The organism is Porphyromonas cangingivalis, from assembly GCF_900638305.1.
Taxonomy (GTDB): domain Bacteria; phylum Bacteroidota; class Bacteroidia; order Bacteroidales; family Porphyromonadaceae; genus Porphyromonas_A; species Porphyromonas_A cangingivalis.
In genome coordinates, this window is the sequence record NZ_LR134506.1 from 206,357 (window position 1) to 230,450 (window position 24,094).

The following is a 24,094-nucleotide window of genomic DNA, read 5'->3' on the forward strand; positions in this document are numbered from 1 at the left end:
TCAATATCAACCAATCACTGCAAGGACGTCAGACTGACGCATGATGAGGACTTTCTCACCCTCCAACTCGATCTCTGTCCCCGCATATTTGCCATAGAGTACAACGTCACCCTCTTTGAGTACCATCTCCTCATCTTTTGTTCCTTGTCCCACGGCACGTACAGTGCCTCTTAGGGGTTTTTCTTTTGCTGAATCGGGGATGATGATACCGTTCACAGTCTTCTCTTCTGCTGGAATAGGTACCACAAGTACCCTGTCTGCAAGTGGCTTAATGTTCATAGCTGTTATTTTTATTCTTTATGTTGTGATTATTGTTTTCTGCTTTGATGTTTGAGACTTTCGGCTCTCACTACTAACAAGAAAAAAATATGCCAAAGCCAAGGAATTTTTATTGACTGACAAATATTGCTTCATTGACTGCCATCTTTAATTTGGCAATTGACATAAGTGGCAGATATGATACTGGATACTGTCCTAAAAAAGTGTGTAAGCCCCGTTAGTCCTTAACTTTGAGGTAAGAAAAAAAATAAACCTAAGAACAATGGAGCTTACAACAACACAAAAGTCGGCATTTATTTCTGAAATGCTATCATCAGAGGCAGGTATTAACGAACTTATCCGTGTACTATTGGACACCTTCTCGAAGCAAGAACGTGCTCTTTTTGTCGAAGAGCATGAGGGTGAACAATGCAATGGTTTCCGTCCTCGTCGATGGCGAGGCTATGGCTGTAGCTTTGAGCTTCGCATTCCACGTACTCGTTCAGGGAATTTTCAGCCCCTAATTTTGGGCATCCTCTCCCATCAGGAAAGCGAACGCGCCCTCCTCTTCCATGAACTTTACACCCGAGGACTTTCGTGCGAAGACATTGGTTCGGTGTGCGAACGGATCTACGGCTATCACTATAGCAAGCAGCAAGTCAGTTTTCTCACCAACACGAGTAAAGAGGAGATCTACAAGTGGTTGGAACGCCAACTGTCGCCCCACTATTTGGCCGTGTACATCGATGCTACCTTTGCCTACACACGGCGGGAGGAACGTGTGGCTCAGGAAGCCTATTACACGATGTTGGGGTTGCTTCCTGACGGTAGTCGGGAGGTGCTTTGTGTGGTGAATCATCCCACGGAGGGAGCGTTGAATTGGGAGGCAGAGTTGAAAGCCCTCAAAGCACGTGGAGTCGAACGTATAGACCTGATCATCTCAGATGCTTTACAAGGGATTGAACGAGCCATCGCCTCGGCTTTCCCTCACTCCTCCCATCAGCTGTGTGTCGTTCATTTCAAGCGTCACGCACTTAATGCCGTATCGAAGAGGGACAAGGATAGGATGAGACAAGAGTTGGAAGACTTGTTTCCTATTTCGGGTACAAGTCTTACACCCATCAAGGCATTTGAGAAATTGTGTACATTTGCAGAACGCTGGGGGAAAAGCTACCGGAGCCTGCTCTCCTTGTCGGCACCTCGCAATATAGGCTACTTCACTTACCTGATGTTCCCGGAGGGTGTTCGTCGTATGATTTACTCAACGAATTGGGTGGAGCGTCTCAATCGGAGCTATAAGCGTACGCTGCGTATGCGTGGGGCTCTACCCTCGGCAGATGCCGTCGTCTTTCTCTTGGGCTCTGTAGCCCGAGAAATGACCGAAAGGACTTACGCAAGGAGGTTACCCTATTTCCAAGAGTGGAGCACCAAATAAATGAGTAATGAGTAATAACACGAAAAACTCAAAGTTTTTTTCCCCTGGGGCATGCCCCAGGGGAAAAAGGGAGAACTAACCTTACACACTTTTTCGGACACTACCTGATACTGCAGGTTGTGTAGGGATTTTCTTATGCTGGACATAAAACGTAAAGTTGTCTAACTTGTATCTCCGCTTTGTATGTATCGTGTGATCAAGTTAGACAACTTTTTGGGAATAGTTTATTATCCCTTATTCTCTCTTATTTAGGAGAGTTAGCATCAATCCTCACTGCCCGAAGATTGATAATACAGATCTCCACTCATGATTTGCCGCACTCGTCTTACTAGCTCTTCGCCTCTGAGGGACGATGATATGAGTTTTCCTTCCGGATCGATGAGAAAAATCATAGGGATAGCTTTCACGCCGAGCATACGTGCGGCAGGTGATCCCCAAGCAAGGAGATCCGAGGCGTGTGTCCAATGTTTTTTGTCGATCTCTTTTGAGGATACTGCTCCTTTCCATGTTTTCTCTTTATCATCCAGAGAGAAACTAATCAGTGTGAACTTATCAGTCATTGCACCGAACTCATTATGCAGCTCCATCAGGTGTGGTATCTCTTTGAGGCAGGGTCCACACCATGATGCCCAGAAGTCAAGGACCACATATCTGCCTCTATAATCGCTCAAATACTTCTTGCCACCATCGAGTAGGGGAAGGGTGATGTCGGGGACTTCACCACCGACTTTGAGGTTGCGAGCCTTCACTGAGTTTTTGAAGGAACGATAGTATGGATGGCTTGCCAGTGAAGGGTCAAGGGCAGAGAGAAACTGCTCCTCTGTCTCATTTGCGAGAGTGTGCCCAATCTCACGCTCCAGCATGAGGGGAATGAGAGGAAGATCATTGTGTCTTAGAATAAACTCCAAACGTTCGGCATCACATTGGATCAGGGCTTCGGCACCTATTCTCATCCATGCCTCTTGACCTTCAGGAGTGTCTAACCACTTTTCTCCTCTTGTTTTCTTGAGGACTTCTAACGAGTCCTTCTGAACTTGTACACAACGATCAGAGATTGCTTTGTACTCTCTGTAGAGATCATTGTTTTTTGTTCCAGAAACCTTACTGCTACCGGGATAAGCTGCTTTTGGGATGTTTATAGTAATAGTGCCAGGCTCGACAAATACTGGGACTTGCCCATTATCAAAGCCTGTGAGTAGATACAGCATTATAGGGGAGCCTGGAGCCATCTTTTGGACAAATTCGAACTTGCCATCCTTTATCTTGACCGAATCTTTGACGACAATACGGTCGTATTCATCGAAACCGCTGAGATAGATCGTTGATAGCTTCTGATTTTCGTATCGAAGTGAGTCATTGTGAATGGTTCCCTTGATGTGGCAGACGTCTTGTGCTGAGGCTACAGATATGCACAAGAGAGCGATGATAAGAGAGTGTATAAATTTGTAAGACATATTTCTGAACATGGTTATTGTGTTATTCATACGTTTCTATTCCGTCCATGATAAGTTTGACTTTGTTGAGGAATTCTTCTCCTCTCAGATCAAATGCGATCACTTTACCTTCAGGGTTTATGAGGACAGTCTTTGGCACCGCTGTTACATTGAAGAGTGAAACAGCTTCCGAGCCCCAACCCTTGAGTGTGCTGACATGTATCCAGTTACTGTGTTTGAGCTTGTTCTTGTCTATGCATGTTGTCCAGTCTTTACGCTTATTATCAAGTGAGAAGCTGTAGATAACAAACTTGTTGCCTGTTTTCTCAGAATACTCTGCGGCCTCTCTGAGGACCGGAAACTCTCGGCGGCAAGGAGCGCACCATGATGCCCAAAAGTCAAGAAGTACATACTTGCCTTTGAGGTCTGATAGCTTGATCTCTTTTCCTTCCACCGTGAGTCCTCCAATGTCCGGAGTCGGATTGCCGACAGCAAGGTTTGCCGCTTTGATCTGATTGACAAGTTCGATGTACATCGGTTGCTTGTATAGATGTCGAGGTATTGCTCTCAGGAAGTGGCGTTCCATGACCTTGGGAGTAAAGTTATGGAAGAGTGCGTAGCGGATGATGTGAAGTGTGGCAGCCGAGTTGAGGTGCTCTTTCACGAACTTCATGACTTTGGTTTTGTAGAGCAAACTGCTTGCATGGTAGTTTGCTCGATGGTAAGGCATATAGAGCTTCTCGTTGTTGAGGATGCTGTCGGGGAGTTCGGAGTACTTACCATGAGGGTTGGCTCGTACCTCTTTGACAAAGTTTTCATTCAGTTCCTTATAGCTTCTAAGCACTTCGTTATTGGGAGTGCCAGAAGTCTTTGCGACGGTTGGAAAACGAGCATCGAAAGGCAGAACTTTGATCTTTCCGGGTTCAGCAAAAAACTGCACACTCCCGTTGTCGAAGCCTGTGATAAAGTACATCTCTAATCCTTGAGGAGCTTTCGCTCTGAATCGGAAACTCTTATTGCGGACAGTGGTAGAGTCTATCACGCTTTCTTGACCATCCACTATACGAGTCAGGTATAGTTTTTTAAGAGGGGCTTGGGTAAATCGTAAGGAGTCATTTGTCATACTCCCTTCGATCACAAACTGTCCCGAGGACTGTGCGTATATGCTCAGACCAAATAGGGAGGTTAGGATAAGTAAAAAAACTTTTTTCATAATGTCTGGATTCGTGTAGGTTCTTTTCGAACAATGTTTATCTGTTAAACTGTTTATTGATGAACGTTTTCAGTGCTTCACCTTTTATGTTTCGTCCTATTATGTTGTTGTTTTCATCCAAGATGAATAGTGCCGGGATACCGGTAATATCATAGAGTTTGCTTACCTCGCTCTTCCAAGCCTTAAGGTCTGAGATATTGATCCATGGCAATTGGTCCTTTTCGATCGCATCTATCCACTTGTCTCTGTTGTCATCCATAGAGACACCGATAATCTCCAGACCTTGAGTGTGATAAGTGGCATAGAGTTCTTTGAGGGTTCGGTTGTTGAGACGACAAGGACCACACCATGAGGCCCAGAAGTCCACGATTTTGATCTTCCCAGGGACTTTACTGATGGTGTATTGTTTACCATCGGGGGCAGACATCGTGAAGTCGGGGGCTTTTTGTCCTGTAGAGGTCTTCTTCAGGCGATCGATCCTTTCTTTCATGATTCTACCGCTGATCGAAGAGCGGGCTGATGCCCCTAATGCACCATAGAGTCGTTCGCTGTCTTCAAGAGATAGGCCTTTGGCCACAGCTGTGCTCTGTGCCATGTAGGCAGATATTATATTGTCATTACCTTTGAGGAAGTTTTCTTGCTCCTCTAATTGCCGTTTTTGAAGGTAGATGAGAGTATCGTTGGTCCGACTTGCACTACGATACTTGTTCTGTGCCAGCAGTGCATCATATCTTTTCTTTACGATGTCTATGGAATCTTGCGAGGCCTTCATCCATGACTGAAAGTGTAGCCACTTATCTTGTAGGTCTCCACCTTTGATGTAAGCGCCATCGCCATCTTTGAGCAGTGCGAGGTATTGGGCGCCGGGCTCTGCAATAAACTCGAACCCTCCTGCATAACCTGCTACCACGAGACGGACCACTGATGGCTCTGAAAGGGAGGCAGATAGAGCAAAATCTGGAGTGGAAAAGGGGGTTGTACCGAGAGTATCTATTTTATTTTCCGAACGGTGTCGTAGTAGCACGAGCTGCCCTGATTTTACTCCATCGATCTTGCCCTTTATCTCCACAGTGTGCTGTGCATAGCAGTATGTGGAGGCAGTGAGCAATGATAATATGGTCATTAAAAGTCTATTCATAAGAACATATTGTTTATAATTATGATCCAGTAACCCACTCTATGGGTTACTGTTCTATGTTTGCTTGCTTTTTCCTTTTACTCAGTTTAAGAATGAGAAAACTAAGATACGACAGAATATTTTTTCTCCTAAATCAGAATAGGATCTGTCATAGGAAAGAATCTATTCTGTCGTACTTCATAAATTGGGGGTGTTTACTAAAGTCTGTTTAAGTCTTATCCATAAGAATGCTTAGTTAGGACTCTTATAAAAGTAAATGTGTGCAAACTGTAAGTCTCTGATAGTTCCGAATTTGGACCCGTCTTCAGCTTTGTTGTAGAATCTTGGTGTGAATGCCTGGTCGACGTCTGCCGCAGTCGTGAGCTTGATCTCTGCTACTGCACCCTCATCGTCTTTGTTTATCCCGATGGAGAGTATTCTCCCCAAATCTGCTACGAAGAGCCCTGAGTCTTCGGTCCTGAACTTCATCACAGATACTTTGTATCCCTCAGGAGCAACATATATCTCTTCGGTGTCCCCATTGGATGTATTGTATCTGAAGACAGATCCACCCTTGGCGTAGAAGATATAGTTGGTTGAGAACCAAGAATTGTATGCCAATGTCGATGGAGAGAGATCTTCCGGTAAGTGCTGAAGTCGCTTGCCCGTAATCGTGAATTGGGGCTTGTCCTCAGAAGTGTCATTATTGTCTTTGCCTTTATCTCCCTTATCATCTTTTCCACTTCCTCCTCCATTTGTTGGTGTCAATTCATATATGAAGAAATTGTTACTGTCATCCTTGAAGATGAAAAATGGATGAGCTTCATCATAATTGTCTCTGTATCCGTTGTACGCATACAATGCCTTTTTGCCTCTGGGAGATAGAGATTGTCCAAGTGAGGTAAAGTCTACCCGGGCATTGATGATCTGATTTGAAAGTTGAGCATTGCGCGCATTCTTTTCATCGTAAGGGAAAGCATCATCTTTACGTAGCATTAGGAAACGCTCTTTCTGTGCATCCCACATCACGAAGTGTGAGCCTGTGATCGTAGCTGCAGTTACTTTGTATGTGTCATCGGGAGGTGTGATGCCGGCCGGTTGATAAAAGCAGAGATAAGTCTTGGCGACGTAGATCCTGCCATCACGTGAAAGGATACACTTGTAATCCCTAAGTTGGGAGGCTTCTCCTGTTGCAATCATCCTGCTGAAGATAAATGGATCTTCGGATTCAGGAGGTAGTACATAGTTAGGGTGAAACTTTGGAGTCAGTCCGAATGGGTCATATATGTCTGCTGTCCCATCAACCTTGAAGGCACAGAGGTTATGTGACTCTTTTCGTGACATCATATTGTAATATGCCGAATAGCCCAATCCAATGGCATTGCCAAAGGGTTCTTTGTTGTCGTTCGGATATATGTATTTGAACGCATCTGTGGTCACATTAGTACCTGTTGGGAGTTCTTCGATATTTCCGAGCTTTATGGTACCCATCGTGTTTCCATGCAGGACAAAAAGGCTGTTCTTGAACACTGGTCGAGTATTCACTACGAGTGCAAAATACTTGGCAATTGTCGTACTCTTGTCGTAGATCTTCAGTCTGACTTTGTATTGTGAAGGCTTACCGGCAGTAAGGAAGACATCCAGGTATCCTTTAGTGTGCAAGGTGTCGGTTATTGTCTCCTTTCCTTCTGTCCTACTCACAAACCAGGTGAAGTCGAGGTTATCCAAGTCAGAAAACTTGGTCTGAGATAGATTCACTTCTATTCTTCTTGTGGCATCTTCGGACAAAGGTTGTTGTAGCTCAACAGTTTCTCCTTGTGCGCCTATGAATGTTTTTGGAGAAAACTCTACTTCTCTGATCTCGTTGAGTGAGTCAAAGTCGTAATCGTAATTACCCAAATCCTTGTAGCAGGATGTTGCGAGTGTCGCAAGTAAAATAAGAGATATCGTTTTTTTCATATCTTTTTCGATTAGATGCTCAATACTATGTTGGGGAACTCAAATGGGTATAGACTTGGATTTTCGTCGTATTTTTTCTTGAATACTTTATAGCATTCGGTGATCTGAGTCTGTCCGCCGATACTTTCATCCCAGAGACCTGCTTGTGTGCCTTCCTCTGTCCAGGAGACAGTAATAGGGAACATCTGAACGATACAGAAATCATGTGTGCCTTGTGTTTCCAACCATGTCTTGAGCATGAACTTATATTTTGCTTCTGAATATTCCCCATAATAGTATTCGAGCATACTTTTGGTTGCCGGAGACTCGGACCAGCATACGGGGGCTACAATCTCATACTCTGTCTCCGCAAACATCGGCACCCATACCTTTTCTCGGTACACACTTCCGGGTAGTTGCCAGTTGAAGAAGGTATTGTAACTATTCATCATGTTTCTGACGGCTGTCTTGTTCAGACGCTCCATACTTATCTCCTTACCGGCAAAGAGTCTGCGCTCGTTTGTGGTATTGGCATTTAGAGCTGAGGCGAGAGACACAAATCCGGATGAGGTGTAGGTGCCGAGATATCTGTCGTGCTCTTGTGTCCAATAGAAGGGCTTGTCATATAGAGCCTCAGTGCTGAATGGAATATCTATTGTCACGATGTAGTTTTCGTCTTGTTGTTGTCTCTTCCTTAGCTCATTGACCGCAGCGATGTTGTACTGAATATACTTACTCCAGTCGTTACTTTCGGCATAGTCATTTTCCTTCAATGTGGTAATCATGAATACGTGCTTTTCCGGAGACCAATTTCCGAGATATGCTTGAAGTGTCCAGTCCCAGCTTTTGGGCTTGGTAAAGGACTCCTTGACTTCAAGTATGAATTCCGAAAATTCTTTGATACTTGACTTTAGATCGGAGGCCGGATCTTGGGTATCAAAGTAGAGACAAACGGCATAGATTTTGTCTCGTTCGGCAGGTGCACTGACCTCTACGGTCACATTTTTTTCGTACTCATTAGCTTCGAATTTGATTTCGGGTATTTGTACGATGACAGAGGGTCTATCTTTGACTTCTTTTGACTTCATAACAAGTCTGAGAGGCTTATCTGACATATAACCAAGTCTTTTCAACTTCACGGTGAAGGGGACTGTCTCTTTTTCTCTAAGGACATGATCCGCAAAGTTTACTGTTTGGGTAAGATCTGCCTTGAGCTTGTAGTCAAAGTAGACACCGTCGGATGCATCATCATATAGAGGGGGCTCTTGATACTTGCATGAACTGAACACCATGATACCGAGCGTTAGTAATGCGATTAGGTAATTGTATTTTATCATATAGATCATTCATTTTAATGGTTACTCACTGTATGAGTTGATGTTAGACCTCACTTTTTCTCTGGCTTTTCGCTCTCGATAGTCCAGCCATACTCTTTTTCTGAATCCGGGAGCTGAAACACATATTGCTCTTTGCTCATTGGTGTAATCGGACAGTTGATGAATGTCGTGAATGCATGACGCTTCAAGAAGAAGAAGTACTGCCCCTCAGCATAAAATTCTTTGCGGTACTCTTTATCCAGCTCTCTGAGACGATCTTCTTCAGAGGTTATCCTTACATTTGATGCTGTGGCGAATCCTCTTTTGTTTCGCACCTTATTGAGATATTGGGCAGCTTCATTTATTGGAGACATCTCACATAAGATATAATACATCTCCGGAATACGTATGAGAGGAATTATCTCTTCACTGTTTTCGATGTACTTGCGAGTAAGCACCTTGGCATGGTCGGAAAATCGTATGAATCCACTGGATTTGGCACGAATGTCTTCAGTGTTTGTTCCAGATACTTCGTACAGAGTATTGAATGTTTCCATTGTCGAATGATAGAGAGATGAGAGGTTTTTAGGGCTCTCTGCAAACTTAGACTTTATTTTATCTGACATCTTGTTCAGATTTATTCCGAATAGGGTTTCTCTGTATTGTGCCGGATCTTCTGTATTGTTTACTTGAAGTTCAAGTCCGGATTTTTCGAGTGCCTCTTTGGCATGCTCTATTGCTTTTGGGGCATCTTGAGCATAACAGTAGACTCTTGCCAAAACTGCATTTACAGCATGATAGTTTAGTCTGAATCTTCGTGATAGGTTGAGATCAAGTATTTGTTGATCAGATTCATGAGCGAGCAAGTTTTTTGCCTCGTTTAGGTCAGCTATGATTCTTTTCAATACTTCTTGAGCCTCAAGTAGAGGAAGTTTCTGATCCCCGGTTACTGTTCGGTAGGGAATACTGAGTGCTGTTGGGTCGTTCTTGTAGATCGGCCCCCAGCCTCGCAGCAGATCAAAGTGTACGTAAGCCCTTATTGCGAGAGCTTCACCACGGATCATGTTGCGAGTTGCTTCATTCTTCAACACTTCTTCCCCATTTTTGTCCAACCATTTGATCAGATTATTGGCATTTGTTATAACATAATAGCTGTTGAGCCAAGTCTGAGCCAACAAGGTCTTGGTGTTATAGTCATCAGGGGTTTCTATGTTGTAAGTATAGACTTTTGCTCTATCTGTATCACCTCTTGGTGTCCAGTCATATATTTGAGCCATTTGATCAATAAGACCGAATGTCATGTTTTCCCCATATACATGTTCTTTCGCTAACCAATTGTAAATCCCTGCCAAGGCACTAAGATAGCCGGTCTCAGTGGTGAAGAGATCTCCAGCTTTGACATCTGTTTTGGGGCTGACATCAAACCAGTTGTTACAGCTCAAAGAGCCAAGAGTTAACCCCACAAGTAAGGTTACTGATATTGTCTTTTGTATTATCTTATGTTTCATCTCAATCTTGACTTATTACTTAAACATTATAGACATAGAGAGTGTATATGACCTTGCGAAGGGGTACTCGAGCCCTCTCTCCATACGAATGGTTGATAACCTGAACAGTTCATTTGTTGTGAAGTTCAGGGTAAGTAACTCTACGTTTAATTTCCTTAGGAAGTCAAACTTCTCACTCCTCATACGATAGCCCACACTGAGAGTCGACAACTTCAATTCATTGTCGTTCATGATAAATCTTGTACTTGCAGGGGTTTGGTCTCCGGTAGCGACAAACTTTTTGAATCGTGTTACATCTCCTACCTTTGTCCATCTGTTTTCTATTGCTCTGCGGTCCAGATTTGTAGATAGATCTGCATTTTCTATCTTGTCGACAAGAGTATTATTATAAACCACACCCCCATACTTGTAGGTGAGACCAAGTCCGCAAGAGAAGTCTTTCCAATTGATGCTACTGCTTATTGTGCCACTTACCTTAGGGGATGAGTCTCCTACAGGTACTTTATCTACAGGATCCCACTCGAAAGTCTTGGAGCCATCTCTCTTCAAAAACACTTCTTTACCGGTTATTGGATCCACCCCAAGGGAGCGAACAGCATAGAGAGTCGTTGTAGAGTTCCCTACTTGAAAGACCGGCAGCGGAGCTTTGTCAGACTTGAGCTGCTCTTCGTTTACCTTTCTGAGATAGTCAGATATCTTTCTGATCTTATTTTGGTTATGGTTGGCATTGGCTGATATAGTCCAAAAGAACTCCTTTGCAATGTTTTGTGCCACAATTACATTGAGAGTTGCATCAAGCCCCTTGTTTTGTAGCTCACCAGCATTTATTGTCATGGATTCGAACCCCGTTGATGGTGCCAAATCATATTGTGTCAACAGGTTGTGAGTGATGTTGTTGTAATAGTTCAGAGATGCATTGACTCTGTTGTTCCAGAATCCAAAGTCTAACCCGAGGCTGAAGTTTCCGGTTTTAGCCCAGCCCAAATCAGGATTGTTTAGTTCAACCAACACAGCACCGAGGTTTGAGAATGACTTATATGGTACCATTGTGTTGGAGAATGTATAGAACTCTATTGCTTGGTAGGGATTGAAGTTTTGTTCGCCGGTAATTCCATAAGTTGCTCTTAAAACAAGGTTAGATACTCGTCCTTGAAGCCAACTTTCTTGATGAGCATTCCATCTTACACCTGTAGACCAAAATGGAGCCAATCTCTGCCCCGCCCCAAAGCGCGATGAGGCTTCGCTACTGAGGTTAAAGTCAAACGAGTATTTGTTGTCATAGCTGTATGAAAATTGGCTGATGAGCCCCATTGAACGAGACAGAGCTTCAGTACCTCTTGGATCAGAGTCCATCTTATATCCGAATATAAAGTCATCCATATGGACATCGGGGTATCCTGTGGCACTTAGGTTGACATAGTTACTACGATCCTCTGCCAATGTCCAGTTACCGAAGAGGCTAATCAAATGTTTGTCCAAAGGGATACTCCAGTTTATACCGAAGTTGCTTGACCATGACGACATTTCTCCGATACTTTTTTGGTAGCTTCCTTTTTTTGTAAGATCTGAGACCTCGACAAAGGATGTGTGATTTGCAGGCAAGAAGTTTTCCGCTCGTGCTATCCCTTTAGTATAAGAGAGTTGTTCGGATAGGCGAAGATTCTTCAGTAATCGGTATTCTATACTGAGGTTATTCGCAATGTTCATGTTGTTGGTGAAGTTTTTGATCCCCACAGTTGCGTTATACAGAGGATTGACAATAGTTCTTGCATTGCCTGTGCCTCTGTGAGTATCCAATGCTTGGAGATACTCGCCATTTTCTCCTCTTGGCTTGTAGTAAGGGTTTATTCTTGTGTAAGATGCAAAGTTGCCATAAGGAGAATTGTGTCCGTCACTCTCAGTTAGGTTGATGTCCGCCCCTACTGTGATTTTGTCTTTTCGATAGCTCATGTTAAAGTTGACACCCTTGACATTGTTGTCAGACTCTTTCATCACACCGGGGGCGATTCTTGCACTAAGGTTCAGACTGTATCTGAAGACTTCTGTCCCACCACTCGCACTGATAGAGTGTCGTTGTTGAAAGGATGTCTGAAGAGGCTGAGACAACCAGTAGGTGTTGACTCCGGCAAGGACATTTCTAAGATACCTATTGTACTCATTCATTGCTGACACGTTATTCTCCTGATATAGACCTGCAGTGACTTCAGCTTGAAGCTTCTCTTTTGCATTCATCATGTTATAGTCCGTGAGATCGGGCATTTCCATGGTGAAGTTCCCACTGTAAGAGACCGAGAGTGCACCATCACGTGCAACCTTTGTTTCGATGACAACCACACCATTCGAGGCTCTTGAACCATAGATTGCTGTCGCTGCAGCATCCTTTAGGATTGTGATGTTTGCAACACGTTCAGGGTCAAGATCCAATATACGTGAGATCGGTACGATAAACCCATCCAACACGAAGAGTGGAGTGTTCGGGCGAGCCGAAACATTGTCGAGCATAAGATCCATAGATCCCATCTTTTTGGCATCCCGAGAGAATGATTGCTCCCCACGCATGAGAAACTCCGGACGAGCATTGGGGTCGGAACCTCTATTTTGGTTTTCGATGATTTTGAAACTAGGATCAAAGAACTGTAGACCTTTCAGGAGATTGTTTGGGTTCATCTTCTTGAGTTCTTCACCCTTGACAGTGACGTAGTTCCCTGTAAAACTACTTTCACTACGTTTGCTGATCCCTGTGACTACGACTTCGCCGATGGTCATAGCATCGGGATTGAGGATGATAGTCATGTTTGTTTCAGGGCCTTTGATTGGGATGGTTACGGTTTCAAATCCCACGAAAGATACACGTATGGATGTTTTTTCCTTTGCAATGAGATTAAACTTACCGTCCATGTCGGTCTGCATCCCCTTATTGCCTCCTACTTGACTATTGTCCAGTATGACGACTGTAGCTCCTGCGAGAGGCTCTTTTGTATCACCGGCCATCACCTTACCTGATATCGGGAAGCGAGCTATCCCTCTTCCCTTTGAGGTCTCTGTACTCTTGGGATAGAATACGATCCTTCTATCTTCTTCGTATCTTACTTCGACTTGTTGGTTCTCAATTAGTTTACTGATGACACTATGTAGCGGCTCGTTATTTGCATTCAGAGTTACACGTTTATCTATACCGACAAGCCCCACATTATTGTATATGATTGTCGCATTTGCAATCTTGGCGACTTTTTCTAATACTGTACCCATTGTCTCGTTACTGATACGTAGCGTAATGGGATCATTTTTCCACTTGTCTGCTTTGTGGCCCTCTTGAGCTAAGATGGGGGATATTGTCCCAAAAGTTGTGAGGCACACCACAACCAATAAGTGTCGGAGATGTGATATTATTTGTCCTGTTTTCATAGACATACAGATATTACTTTAGGATATGTGTTTTTGCTTTCTATATCTTTTGGCTATTGAAGGAGCATTTCAAGCACCTGTAGGTTTTTAGGATCAGAGTTGTACTTTGCTTTGTACTCTTCGAAGAGTGGATCTACACGTTCAAGTTCTTTGCCACCGAGGATAAAGTTTGACATTAGGCGGAAGAGTATATGATCTCTCTGTGTACCTGTATAGAAGTTGGACAATAGCGCGTACATGTCTTCCAGCTTATTTGGTGCCTTGTAGATGGTGTTTTCTTTGATGGCCTCCTTTTCTTTTTGGTACAAGCAATAGCGCATCAAGAACGAAATGTATTCGGGGCATCTGAGTGCTGTTGTCTCTGATCTTAGGTCATAACCATCCATCAGAGACCAATAGTCGCCAATCTCCTGCTGTGTTATAGGCACCTTCCGCGTGTCGGCATACATCACGGGATATTCCATGAATGAGGTGTATGCCATGGCTTCGGACTCTGCATTCATGTATGTCTCCATTGCAGGTGAGATTTTACCTTTGTATTTTTCTATCGCTTTGTTCGTTATCTCAAGAAGTTTGTGAGAGTCTCGGATTCTGTCTTTCGGTTTAACATCTAATACTACGAGCCCTAGAAGATTGCTACGATACTTCATGCTTGCTTTGGCTTGCTCTATGGTACGGTAGAGATTACTGTTGGCTACTGCTCGATTATCGCCCGAAAACATAGCTTCACTGACTTTCTTGCCATCATATCTGATTTCTACATGAAGGCTGTCCCCTGGTTCAAGAAATGCTTTTACTTTTCCATTGATCATGAGAGTTACCATCTCATCTGTTTCGAAGGCGAGGTGATGCTCTTCTCCGGGGTTATTATGAAATTCTGCTTTGATGAGAGGGCTCTGTACGCAGTCGAAGTATACCATTTCTCTTTGATACCCATATATCTGGGCACTCAATACCGTCCTTTTGCTTTGAGCCAAAGATGGGACGGACAGGACTCCGCATATTGCGAGAGCCAGTAGTTTTTTCATTCTCATAATGATAAATTTTTATAGTTAAAGATATTAGGTAGTGAGGAGTCCCATTAGGGACACTCCTTGAGTGTGTTTTTTTATGTTTCTTTTTTCACACACTCTCTTTTTATTACACCCAAGGAGGAAAATCACACCCTCCAAATTAATAAAAGACCATAATATATGCAATGCCTCGTTTATCAAGTTCGGCCCTTTTAGAAATGCAGGATAATGTCAGAAAAAAGGATTTGTGATTATTTTTAATTCAATCTCTTTTCTTCTGATGAAAATCTGTTATCTATAAGCTTTTCTTAACTGAAAATGTTTACTGTAAGAAAAATAAGAAGGGTTGTGGTAGAAGATGAGATATTTAACTTAAAATAACATTTCGAGTTTGTTTAATAGAGGATAAGTAAAGCTGACAAAGTCTTGGCTAATGTAATGAGAGTGTCGATACGATTTATTTTATTTCATTTTTATCGTTGAGGGGGATATCCATAGTTGCACGATTAGGGATTGTTTGAGATGATTAGCTTTTTATAAGTGAAGAGCCTTTATCAAGGGTTATGGGGGAGTCAGGGTGATATAAACAAAGAAAGGGAAGTCTGTTTTTCAGACTTCCCTTTCTTTGTTATTTTTGGGGGATGTGCTTATTGACCGAGTTTCTTTTCGATTTCAGCCATCTTGTCATTCATCTCAAGGTTGTAGTAGATGCCACGGAGAGCCATGAGATATTCAGTGTTGCCGGCTTCGAGTTCGACAGCCTTTTCGAAGTAAGGAAGAGCCTTCTTGAAGAGCTCCTTTGCTTCGGCTTCTTTAGCCTTATACTTCTTTGCATCATTGATCATGTTGGCTTCACTTTGGATCGCAACAGCTTGGTTGTAGTAGATACGACCAAGACCGATCACTGCTTCTGCGTACGCAGGGTCGATTGCAAGTACCTTTCTATAGATCTCTTCAGCCTTTACAGGGTCTTTGAAGCCTTGTTCGTAAACAGTAGCCAATACATTGTAAAGTTGCTTGTTTTCAGGATCGTTTGCGATGGCTTGTTCGAGGAATACCTTAGCCTTTTCGTGTTCACCTTTTCTGACATAGATGTTGATGAGGTTGAATACAAAATACTTTTCCTGTGGGAAGACTTTCACACCTTCGCTGAGTACTCTCTCGTAGCTCACAGAGTCCCCAAGCTCCATATATGCAGAAGCTAGAAGCTGATAGACGTCATTTTGTCTGTATTGTACATCCTTGATTACTTCATATTCTGCAATGGCATTTTTGAGGTTGTTCGGCATTCTCGAAGCTGCGTAAGCAGAGAAGAAACCGATCTGCATAGACATGGAGTCTTGTTCGGCTATCGGTGTGCCTTCAAACATGGGCAATTTTTTGATGTCCAAGTATTTTTTGAAGAACTTGTGAGCCGATGCATAGTCTTCCTTATCGAAATAGTAGGAGCCTGCGTTGACGAAGAATCCATGATTTTCGCTCATTGCCTTGTGAATCTCCTTCTTAAATTTTCTCTTTACTTTACCCTTCTCATTGGGGAGAGCATCCAAAGAGTCCGCTTTGATGTAGTAGGGGTACATAGCGTACAATGCTCCATAGAAAGCCCCTTCATCAAAAGGCTTGCCCAAAGACATATTGATCTTTTGTGCATCCACTTGCTTTTCTTCGATAAGGCCTGCCACATACCATGCTCGAGCATCATTCATTGTTTCAGGATCCGATAGAGTAGGCTGGATGATGCTACGTGCCTGAGCAAAGTCGGGCTTATCGTCCTTTGCTATGCGCTCAGCCTGTTTTACGCTCTTGACCTGTGCCAGAGCCGGAGATGCTACCGCCAATGATAGAGTAGCCAATAGAAATAATCTTTTCATGTCTATGATTTAACTTTTAGGTGAATACTGATCTTTGATTCCTACCGGTTCACTGCCAAATTTAGAAATAAAAATACCGAAGTCAAAATCGACTCCCACCGAACCAGGGTCAGATTGAAGATTAGTAACTCAGTTTAGTTCTTTTTTTATTCCAATGTGGAGTTGTCCGTTTCGTTTGTATTGTTCTTGACGATCTCGCTGTTTTCAGTGTCTATATCTTCCGAGACTTCTTCTTCCTCCTCGGCCTGAACTCGACATACTGAAGCGATCTCGTCACCTCTGCGTTCGAGGTTGATCAATCTCACCCCTTGAGTATTTCGGCTCTGTACAGAGATGTCCTTGACATGAGTGCGGATGGTGACACCCGACTTGTTGATGATCATGATGTCATGCTCATCGGTCACATTTTTGATCTCTATGAGGTCTCCGGTCTTATCGGTCACTTTCAGAGTGATGACACCCTTCGCACCTCTGTTGGTGATGCGGTAGTCATCGATCTGAGAACGCTTGCCGTAACCATTTTCGGACACAACAAGGATTGACTCTTCGTCCGGCTTCTTGATGCAGATGGCGCCGATGACTTCATCCTTGCCATCCTCTTCAAGGCGCATACCTCTCACACCCATGGTCTGGCGACCTTGAGGACGGAGGAGAGACTCATGGAAGCGTATCGCCTTACCATTACGACTTGCGAGGATAAATTCGCTCTTGCCGTTGGACAGAAGTACGGATACCACCCTGTCTTCGTCACGTAGACCGATCGCTATGATACCGTTGGCACGAGGACGAGAGAATGCCTCAAGCAGGGTCTTTCGGATTGTACCACGACGGGTCACGAAGGTCAGATAGTGTGAGTTGACATATTCTGTATCCGTCGTAAGATTTTTGATGCGGATACATGTGGTGACTCTATCGTCCGGATCGAGGTTGAGTATGTTTTGTATCGCTCTACCCTTTGATGTGCGAGTACCTTCCGGGATCTCGAATACCCTCAGCCAGAAGCATCGACCTTTCTCTGTGAAGAAGAGCATCGTTGCGTGCATCGAAGCCGAGTAAATATATTCGACAAAGTCTTCGTCCTTGGTGTCTGTTCCCTTTGATCCAACACCTCCTCTCGACTGAGCTCTGAACGCCGATAGGGGCGTACGCTTGATATAACCCAGGTGGGAGAGGGTGATGATCATCTCTTCGTCAGCGTAGAAGTCCTCCGGGTTGAGCTCTTCGGAGGCATAGACGATATCGGAACGACGGACATCACCGTACTTGTCACGGATTTCAATGAGTTCTTCCGAGATGATACGGTAGAGGGTATCTTCGTTGGTAAGGATTTCGTTGAAAAACTCGATCTGCTTCACAAGTCCTTCGTACTCCTCTCTGAGCTTATTCATCTCCAGAGCAGTGAGTTGACCGAGACGCATCTCGACGATCGAACGAGCCTGTATCTGTGAGAGGTTGAAGCGAGCCATCAGCTTTTCTATTGCTTCTGTCTGACGAGCTGAAGCACGTATGATCGCCACGACCTCGTCGATATTATCTGTCGCTATGATACGCCCCTCGAGGATATGGAGACGCTCTTCAGCCTTTCGGAGGTCGTAGCGGGTACGACGAGTGACGACATCCGTACGGTGCTTTACGAACTCTCCGACAATGTCCTTGAGGTTGAGTAGCTGTGGTCGTCCATCCACCAGTGCGATGTTGTTGACACTGAAAGAGGACTGTAGGGCTGTATATTTGTAGAGCTTATTGAGGATGACTGCGGCATGAGCATCACGCTTGACATCGATGACGATGCGGATACCTGCCTTGCTGCTGGACTCGTCCGCGATGTTGGAGATTCCCTCGATCCTTTTGGTCGTTACGAGCTCGGCAATGCTCTTTACGAGTTCGGCTTTATTGACGAGGTAGGGTAGCTCACGAATGATGATCTGATCATGTAGTGCACTTGGTTCAATCTCTGCTTTTCCTCGGATGACGATACGCCCTCTACCGGTGTGGAAAGCATCGCGTACTCCGCTGTAACCGTAGATGATACCTCCTGTGGGGAAGTCCGGAGCCTTGATGTGCTCCATGAGCTCATCTATGGTGATCTCTCCTCGGGCATTGATGTATGCCAATGAAGCGTTGAGGGCTTCGGTCAGGTTGTGCGGAGCCATGTTGGTCGCCATGCCCACGGCGATACCCGATGCTCCGTTGACAAGAAGGTTGGGGATACGAGACGGAAGCACCGAAGGCTCCGTGGTGGAATCATCATAGTTGGAGACGAAGTCTACAGTTTCTTTGTTGATGTCCGAGAGCATCTCCATCGCCAAGGGCGCAAGACGTGCTTCGGTGTACCTCATCGCCGCCGGCATGTCACCATCGATGGAGCCGAAGTTACCATGAGGATCGACGAGCATGTATCTCATTGACCAGTCTTGGGCAAGGCGCACCAAAGCCATATAGATAGAGCCATCGCCGTGAGGGTGATACTTACCCATCACGTCCCCCACTGTACGGGCACTCTTCTTGTAAGGCTTGTCGGGCGTGTTGCCCAGCTCGTTCATACCATATAATATACGGCGGTGGACAGGCTTGAAACCATCCCTCACATCAGGGAGGGCTCTACTTACGATCACAGACATGGCATAGTCTATGTAAGCAGATTTCATCTGGTCATCAATGTTTACTTTGATGATCCTATCCGTTTTGTTCTCAAACTCTTCTTGCATTGTCAATTCAAATTATCTATTGAATACAAGTGCTTCTGACGGCACTAACATAAGTCCAAAGGTACTTATTTTTCCATAAATTTCATAGCAGATAATTAGGTAAAAATACATCGGAGACAACTATTGAGCCCAAAGTCAGAGACTGCTTCCGAGATGATCGAAGAATGCTCTCAGAGTAGGCACCGGAATTTGTCCTGATCCACGACAGAAAGTTTTCTACTGCGGGACAGAAAACATTCTGTCGAGGTACAGAATACGTCGTTTACCAAGCGTCAAAAAACAAGCAGTGAGATACTCCGAGAGTATCTCACTGCTTGTTGATTTATGGTGTGTTTGTCCTTGATTTAGAGCGTGTAGCTGAGGCTAGCACGGAAGCTACGTGGCTCCGAAGGGAAGAGCTGATTGCCCAAAGATTCTTGATAAGTCTCTGTGTTGAGTACGTTGTAGACATCAAGACCGATGGTGAGGCCTCTCATGATCTTATAAGATACACCGAGGTCAAACTGCCAAAAGCCTTCGTACAAAATGGTGTTTTCCAGATCACGGAAACGCTCTCCGTTGTAGTTCAAGGAGTAGTGCCCTTCGAGCCCCTTGAGGAGCCCTTCGGATATGGTATATCCACCGAAAGAGTAGAACTTGTGTGCCGGGATAAAACGGAGGCGGTTGCCTTCGACCTTATTCTGATCTGAATATTTATTCTTTGCAATGTGTCCGATCCGTGCATCTGTATAGCTATATCCACCTGCGAGGAGTAGCCCCTCGATAGGAGATGCCTTCAGGTCGACTTCCAAGCCCTGGGTGTATATGTTGCCTACTTGTCCGTTCACTGTCTTCTTGATCGTCTTACCATTTTCGATCTCCTCTACATCTCCGAGTTTTTGGAGGACATTGTTTTGGTTGATGTAGTAAGCCGAAGCTGTCATTTCTAACCAAGATGCAAGTTGTACTCGTGTCCCGAGTTCGATCTGATGACCGCGCATGGGGGCGAAGATCTCCTTGTCCGGAGTAGGAATGAAGGTCTGACCCTTCTTGTTCACATAGATGATTTTGGGGTTGTAGATCGTCATGAATGGCTTGTAGAAGTTTGCAAGTGATGCATACAGATTCACTTCTTCGATCGGTGTGAATACCAATCCAAGACGATAGGTCAAGGCCTGGGATAGAGCGAGGTGGTACTTTTGGGGCTTGTTGTACCGGGTGCCACCATCGTTCGAATCCAATCTGTCTGCACGTTCATAGCGATAACGGTCGTAACGTAGGGCTGCCATGGCTTGGAGCATGGGTGAAAACTCAATGACATCTTGAATGTAGATACCGTTGCTGAATACATTGCCCGGATTTGCCTTGCTGAAGCGAGTCTCCATGGGGCCTGCACTCTTGGGGTCGTAGGCCGAGATATGTGAGAAGAGCCCCGGACCGGTGATATCTTGTATGCCCTCGCTACCACGGAAGTTGTATCCCGTAAATGATGTGCGACGCATATAGCTGACAGCGTAGCCGAGATTTAGGTTGTGCTTGAAGTCTCCTGTATGTAGCTTTGCTTCGAGGCTGATCTGGTTTTGGATTGTCTTTGCCAAGTGTCTGAAACGGAGCGGATCAGTCAGCTGGACACGAGAGAGGTCTACATATCTGCGTATTTCAGTACTGTTTCCTTCCTTCTTGTAGAGGTAGTAGTGAGGAAAGGGAGCTTCGCCGTTTTCCTTCAATTTGTCGTCTGTCGGATAGCTCAGAGTCTCTGTGCTAAAGTAGTCGATGTCATCGTCGTTGAATGAGAACTGTTCACGGAGTTTGAGCCAGGGAGTGAGCTGGCTTGTCCAGTTGGCTGCGAAGTTCAAGTTACGGTTGTACATAGCATCGCTCTCGTTGTTGTAACGAGCTTCTTTCCGGATACCGGGTTGTATTTGCCCGGGGTGTAGGTGGATGGCATCTGTCTTCGCATCATACACCGGTGTATTGAAGACTGCCGGAAGGCCTGCTTCTGTGCCGTAGAAGTCATTGTGATAGCTCAATCGGAAGTCTAGTTCGTTGTTGTGCCATACCTTGCTTACGGTCGTGTAGAGCTTGAAGTTTTGGTCGCGCTTACTACGCCATCCTTCACCTCGGCTGTGTGATATGCCCGAGAGTATGCTCCAGCCATCACCGAGATATCCCCCGGCAGAAGCCACTACTCGCATTTGCTCGAAGGTGTTGTAGTCCAGGAGGACATTGACGTTTGTGTTACGAGTGGCTCTGCGACGAGTGATGTTGAGTACACCTCCCACGGCAGAGTGATCTTGGAGTACGGAAGCCGGCCCCTTGAGGATTTCAAGGCTTTCGACATCACTGAGGTCAGAGAGCGGATAAGAGTTGAATGTCGTACGTTCATCCCGCATACCATCCACGATCACAGGTGAGTCCTCAAAACCACGTACGTTGAGGCGTAAGAAGGCACCGTAGGTCTTTCGGAAGCCCGCTCCCGTGGCAAAACGAAGAGCGTCCATGGGCTGATAGAGACCACGCTTGGCCAAGTCCTTCATATCAATGCTATTGATGGTCATCGGGAGCATCGACAAAGGGACATCCATACGTGCAAGGTTGTTGGTCTTGACTTTCTTTCTCAACATATCAGCCACAACATCGACTTGGCTGAGGTTGTGTACACTATCGATACCGTGCTTCATGGCGTATGATAACGATGGAAGAGCCAGCAGACAGAGTGTAAAGATTTTCTTTCTCATGAATAAAGTCTGAGTAGGTTTAGAATTATTTTTGAGTTAAAAAGTTTGTTATTAGGTCAAAAACTCTGCGAAGATAGTCATAGTACTCGATATTAAAATATAAATTTCATTAAATAGGGGCGTTTTTTTGATTCTCTGGCACACGCTATTTTAACTTGCGTTATTCGTGGTAATTGAGATGATGCTATTTGAAGGAGCAAAAAAGCCATCACCCGAGAGTGGGTTGATATAACCTCTCTCAAGTGATAGCTTGATATACTTAATATTTGTTTTGCTTGTCTATGGTGTCCGATCAGAATCTCACTGTCGATCCGCCTCCTCCCGAGGCTCCGCCACCCCACGACCCTCCTCCTCCGAATGATCCTCCTCCGAATGATCCTCCTCCGTACGATCCACGAGATGGGGTTGAGCGAATAACTTTTTGGTAGTGACAATGTACACACGCCCACTCGGTCAGGGTGTCTCCCGATGAGAGACGACGTGGTGTCCCCTCAATCCATGCCTTGGTAGAGCATTTTGGACATACATAGTAAGGCGAGGATTCATTGTCGCTACCTGCAATCTCTTGGTAGTCACATACCGAACACTGGGCAGAGAAATACTCCTTGCTGTGTATTCTCGTCTCTGTCTGCTGTGCCGGTGTCAGGTGATGGCTGTCTGCATAAGCCCGACCTATAGTGACCGACCCTTGGGTTTTACATTGGGGACAGTCTTTGAGGTGAGCTAAGGAGATACGTTTTCTCCAGCGATAAAAGGGGATCATGAATAAGACTGCCAGTGGAAATAGTGCGAATAGACAACCCATACTTGGGCTCACTCCGTCCTTAGTAATGACATATTGCTTCAGGTATGTCATTTTGGGATAGATATATATCATCCTGAGGATGGCGAGTATGCTCATTATCACAGAAAAATAGCATGTCCACTTGAGGATGTTGAATATAAGTAGGATTTCTTCTTCTATTTCGGATGTCTGAGTACCGGAGTAGGAGCCGTCAAGGGCTTCACGTACAGCTTTGACACCCTCAAGAATTCCTTCGCCTTGCTTGCCATCCTTGAGTAGGGGTACCATCCTTCGTCGGGAGATCTGTGAGGTCAAGGCATCCGTGAGGATTCCCTCAAGTCCATATCCGACTTCAAAACGAATGGCTCTGCCCGGCTCTTTGTATACGTACAGCAGGAGGAGACCGTTGTCCTCCTCCTTTTGACCTATGCCCCAGAGCTGAAAGAGCTCGTGGGCAAATCTTTCAGGATCATCATCCTGAACCTCAGGCACGATGACGACAGCCACCTGAACACCCCAACGATGACGAATGGAAGCTATAGAATCATTGATGGCGACCTTGTCGGTCACAGAGAGCAAGTTGGTGGGGTCAGACACATACTGTGTTGAGTCACTGAGTTGAACATTGGGGATCTGTTTCGGGGTGAAGCCTTGAGCCGATCCGTAGTGTGCAAAGTGTACACATACGAGTAGTAAAAATAGCAACCTACACTTGTACATATCTCTTAGCTGTAGTATTTGAACCAAACTGTGTGGGATCAAAATTCCACTCTTGGTGCTTTTTCACTGCCGGCTTCGGCCTCGAAATAAACCTTTTCTGAAAAACCGAAGATGCGAGCGACCATCACACGTGGGAATACCCTCATGTACTTATTGAACTCAGTTACTCTTTCGTTGAATGTCTTACGCTCGACACTGATCTGATCCTCGATTGTCTCAAGCTGATTTTGCAGAGCCAAGAAGTTTTGGTTCGCTTTGAGATCCGGATATCTTTCGACAGTGACAAGGAGACGGCTGAGAGCCTGCGATACTTCCCCTTGAGCAGCAGAGTATTGTTTCATCGCTTCGGGGGTAAGGTTGGTCGGATCTATGGTTACCTGAGTCGCTTTGCTGCGAGCATTGATGACGCCTTCGAGTGTCTCTTTTTCGTGTGCAGCATAGCCTTTGGTGGTATTGACAAGGTTAGGGATGAGGTCCATACGTTTTTGGTATTGGGTTTGGACATTTCCCCAAGCATTTTCTACATTTTCTTCTTGTACCACGAGGCCGTTATAGCTGTTGATGCCATAAGATATAAGCCCCACAGCGACGACGAGGATGATGATAAAGGATAATAGTCTTGACTTTGTTTTCATATATTCGGATGTTTTTGTTTAGT

General features: G+C 44.9%; 15 protein-coding genes. 1 reads left to right on the top strand and 14 read right to left on the bottom strand.

Annotation, left to right across the window (positions count from 1 at the left end; all coding sequences use genetic code 11):
• Nucleotides 1–6: 6 nt before the first annotated feature.
• Nucleotides 7–279, bottom strand: a complete 273-nt coding sequence (locus EL262_RS00845) for a co-chaperone GroES (RefSeq protein WP_025839634.1) — start codon at nt 277–279, stop codon at nt 7–9.
• Nucleotides 280–541: 262 nt separating this feature from the next.
• Between EL262_RS00845 and EL262_RS00850 the strand changes: the two genes are divergently transcribed.
• Nucleotides 542–1,693, top strand: coding sequence for an IS256 family transposase (locus EL262_RS00850; RefSeq protein WP_126464325.1), 1,152 nt, complete (start codon nt 542–544; stop codon nt 1,691–1,693).
• A 263-nt stretch (nt 1,694–1,956) separates the two neighbouring features.
• Here EL262_RS00850 and EL262_RS00855 read toward each other — a convergent pair whose 3' ends face one another.
• The 13 genes from EL262_RS00855 to EL262_RS00915 form a co-directional block, all read right to left on the bottom strand.
• The gene (locus EL262_RS00855) at nt 1,957–3,147 is read right to left on the bottom strand and encodes a TlpA disulfide reductase family protein (protein ID WP_159100505.1); all 1,191 of its coding nucleotides are present in this window, start codon (nt 3,145–3,147) and stop codon (nt 1,957–1,959) included.
• Nucleotides 3,148–3,169: 22 nt separating this feature from the next.
• Nucleotides 3,170–4,339 (bottom strand): TlpA disulfide reductase family protein, encoded by a 1,170-nt coding sequence (locus EL262_RS00860; protein ID WP_025837520.1) that lies wholly within the window; start codon nt 4,337–4,339, stop codon nt 3,170–3,172.
• A gap of 37 nt (nt 4,340–4,376) precedes the next feature.
• Nucleotides 4,377–5,477 (bottom strand): TlpA disulfide reductase family protein, encoded by a 1,101-nt coding sequence (locus EL262_RS00865; RefSeq protein ID WP_025837521.1) that lies wholly within the window; start codon nt 5,475–5,477, stop codon nt 4,377–4,379.
• Between the two features lie 231 nt (nt 5,478–5,708).
• Nucleotides 5,709–7,415, bottom strand: coding sequence for a PKD-like family lipoprotein (locus EL262_RS00870; protein ID WP_025837522.1), 1,707 nt, complete (start codon nt 7,413–7,415; stop codon nt 5,709–5,711).
• Between the two features lie 11 nt (nt 7,416–7,426).
• Nucleotides 7,427–8,731, bottom strand: coding sequence for a DUF4843 domain-containing protein (locus tag EL262_RS00875; protein WP_159100506.1), 1,305 nt, complete (start codon nt 8,729–8,731; stop codon nt 7,427–7,429).
• Nucleotides 8,732–8,781: 50 nt separating this feature from the next.
• On the bottom strand, nt 8,782–10,218 hold the full coding sequence (locus tag EL262_RS00880) for a RagB/SusD family nutrient uptake outer membrane protein (protein ID WP_078735709.1): 1,437 nt from the start codon (nt 10,216–10,218) through the stop codon (nt 8,782–8,784).
• Nucleotides 10,219–10,233: 15 nt separating this feature from the next.
• Entirely contained in the window at nt 10,234–13,467 is a 3,234-nt protein-coding gene (locus tag EL262_RS00885; protein WP_234394680.1) for a SusC/RagA family TonB-linked outer membrane protein, read from the bottom strand.
• 209 nt (nt 13,468–13,676) lie between these two features.
• Nucleotides 13,677–14,657: a hypothetical protein gene (locus tag EL262_RS00890; protein ID WP_025837527.1), complete on the bottom strand. Its 981-nt coding sequence runs from the start codon at nt 14,655–14,657 to the stop codon at nt 13,677–13,679.
• 626 nt (nt 14,658–15,283) lie between these two features.
• Entirely contained in the window at nt 15,284–16,507 is a 1,224-nt protein-coding gene (locus EL262_RS00895) for a tetratricopeptide repeat protein (RefSeq protein ID WP_025837530.1), read from the bottom strand.
• A 146-nt stretch (nt 16,508–16,653) separates the two neighbouring features.
• Nucleotides 16,654–19,215 (bottom strand): DNA gyrase subunit A, encoded by a 2,562-nt coding sequence (gyrA, locus tag EL262_RS00900; protein WP_036853471.1) that lies wholly within the window; start codon nt 19,213–19,215, stop codon nt 16,654–16,656.
• A 344-nt stretch (nt 19,216–19,559) separates the two neighbouring features.
• Nucleotides 19,560–21,932 (bottom strand): TonB-dependent receptor, encoded by a 2,373-nt coding sequence (locus EL262_RS00905; RefSeq protein WP_078735710.1) that lies wholly within the window; start codon nt 21,930–21,932, stop codon nt 19,560–19,562.
• 292 nt (nt 21,933–22,224) lie between these two features.
• Entirely contained in the window at nt 22,225–23,436 is a 1,212-nt protein-coding gene (locus tag EL262_RS00910; protein WP_078735711.1) for a TPM domain-containing protein, read from the bottom strand.
• 38 nt (nt 23,437–23,474) lie between these two features.
• Nucleotides 23,475–24,071 carry a LemA family protein gene (locus tag EL262_RS00915; RefSeq protein WP_025837539.1) on the bottom strand — a complete coding sequence of 199 codons (597 nt, stop codon included), beginning with the start codon at nt 24,069–24,071 and terminating at the stop codon, nt 23,475–23,477.
• Between the last annotated feature and the right edge of the window lie 23 nt (nt 24,072–24,094).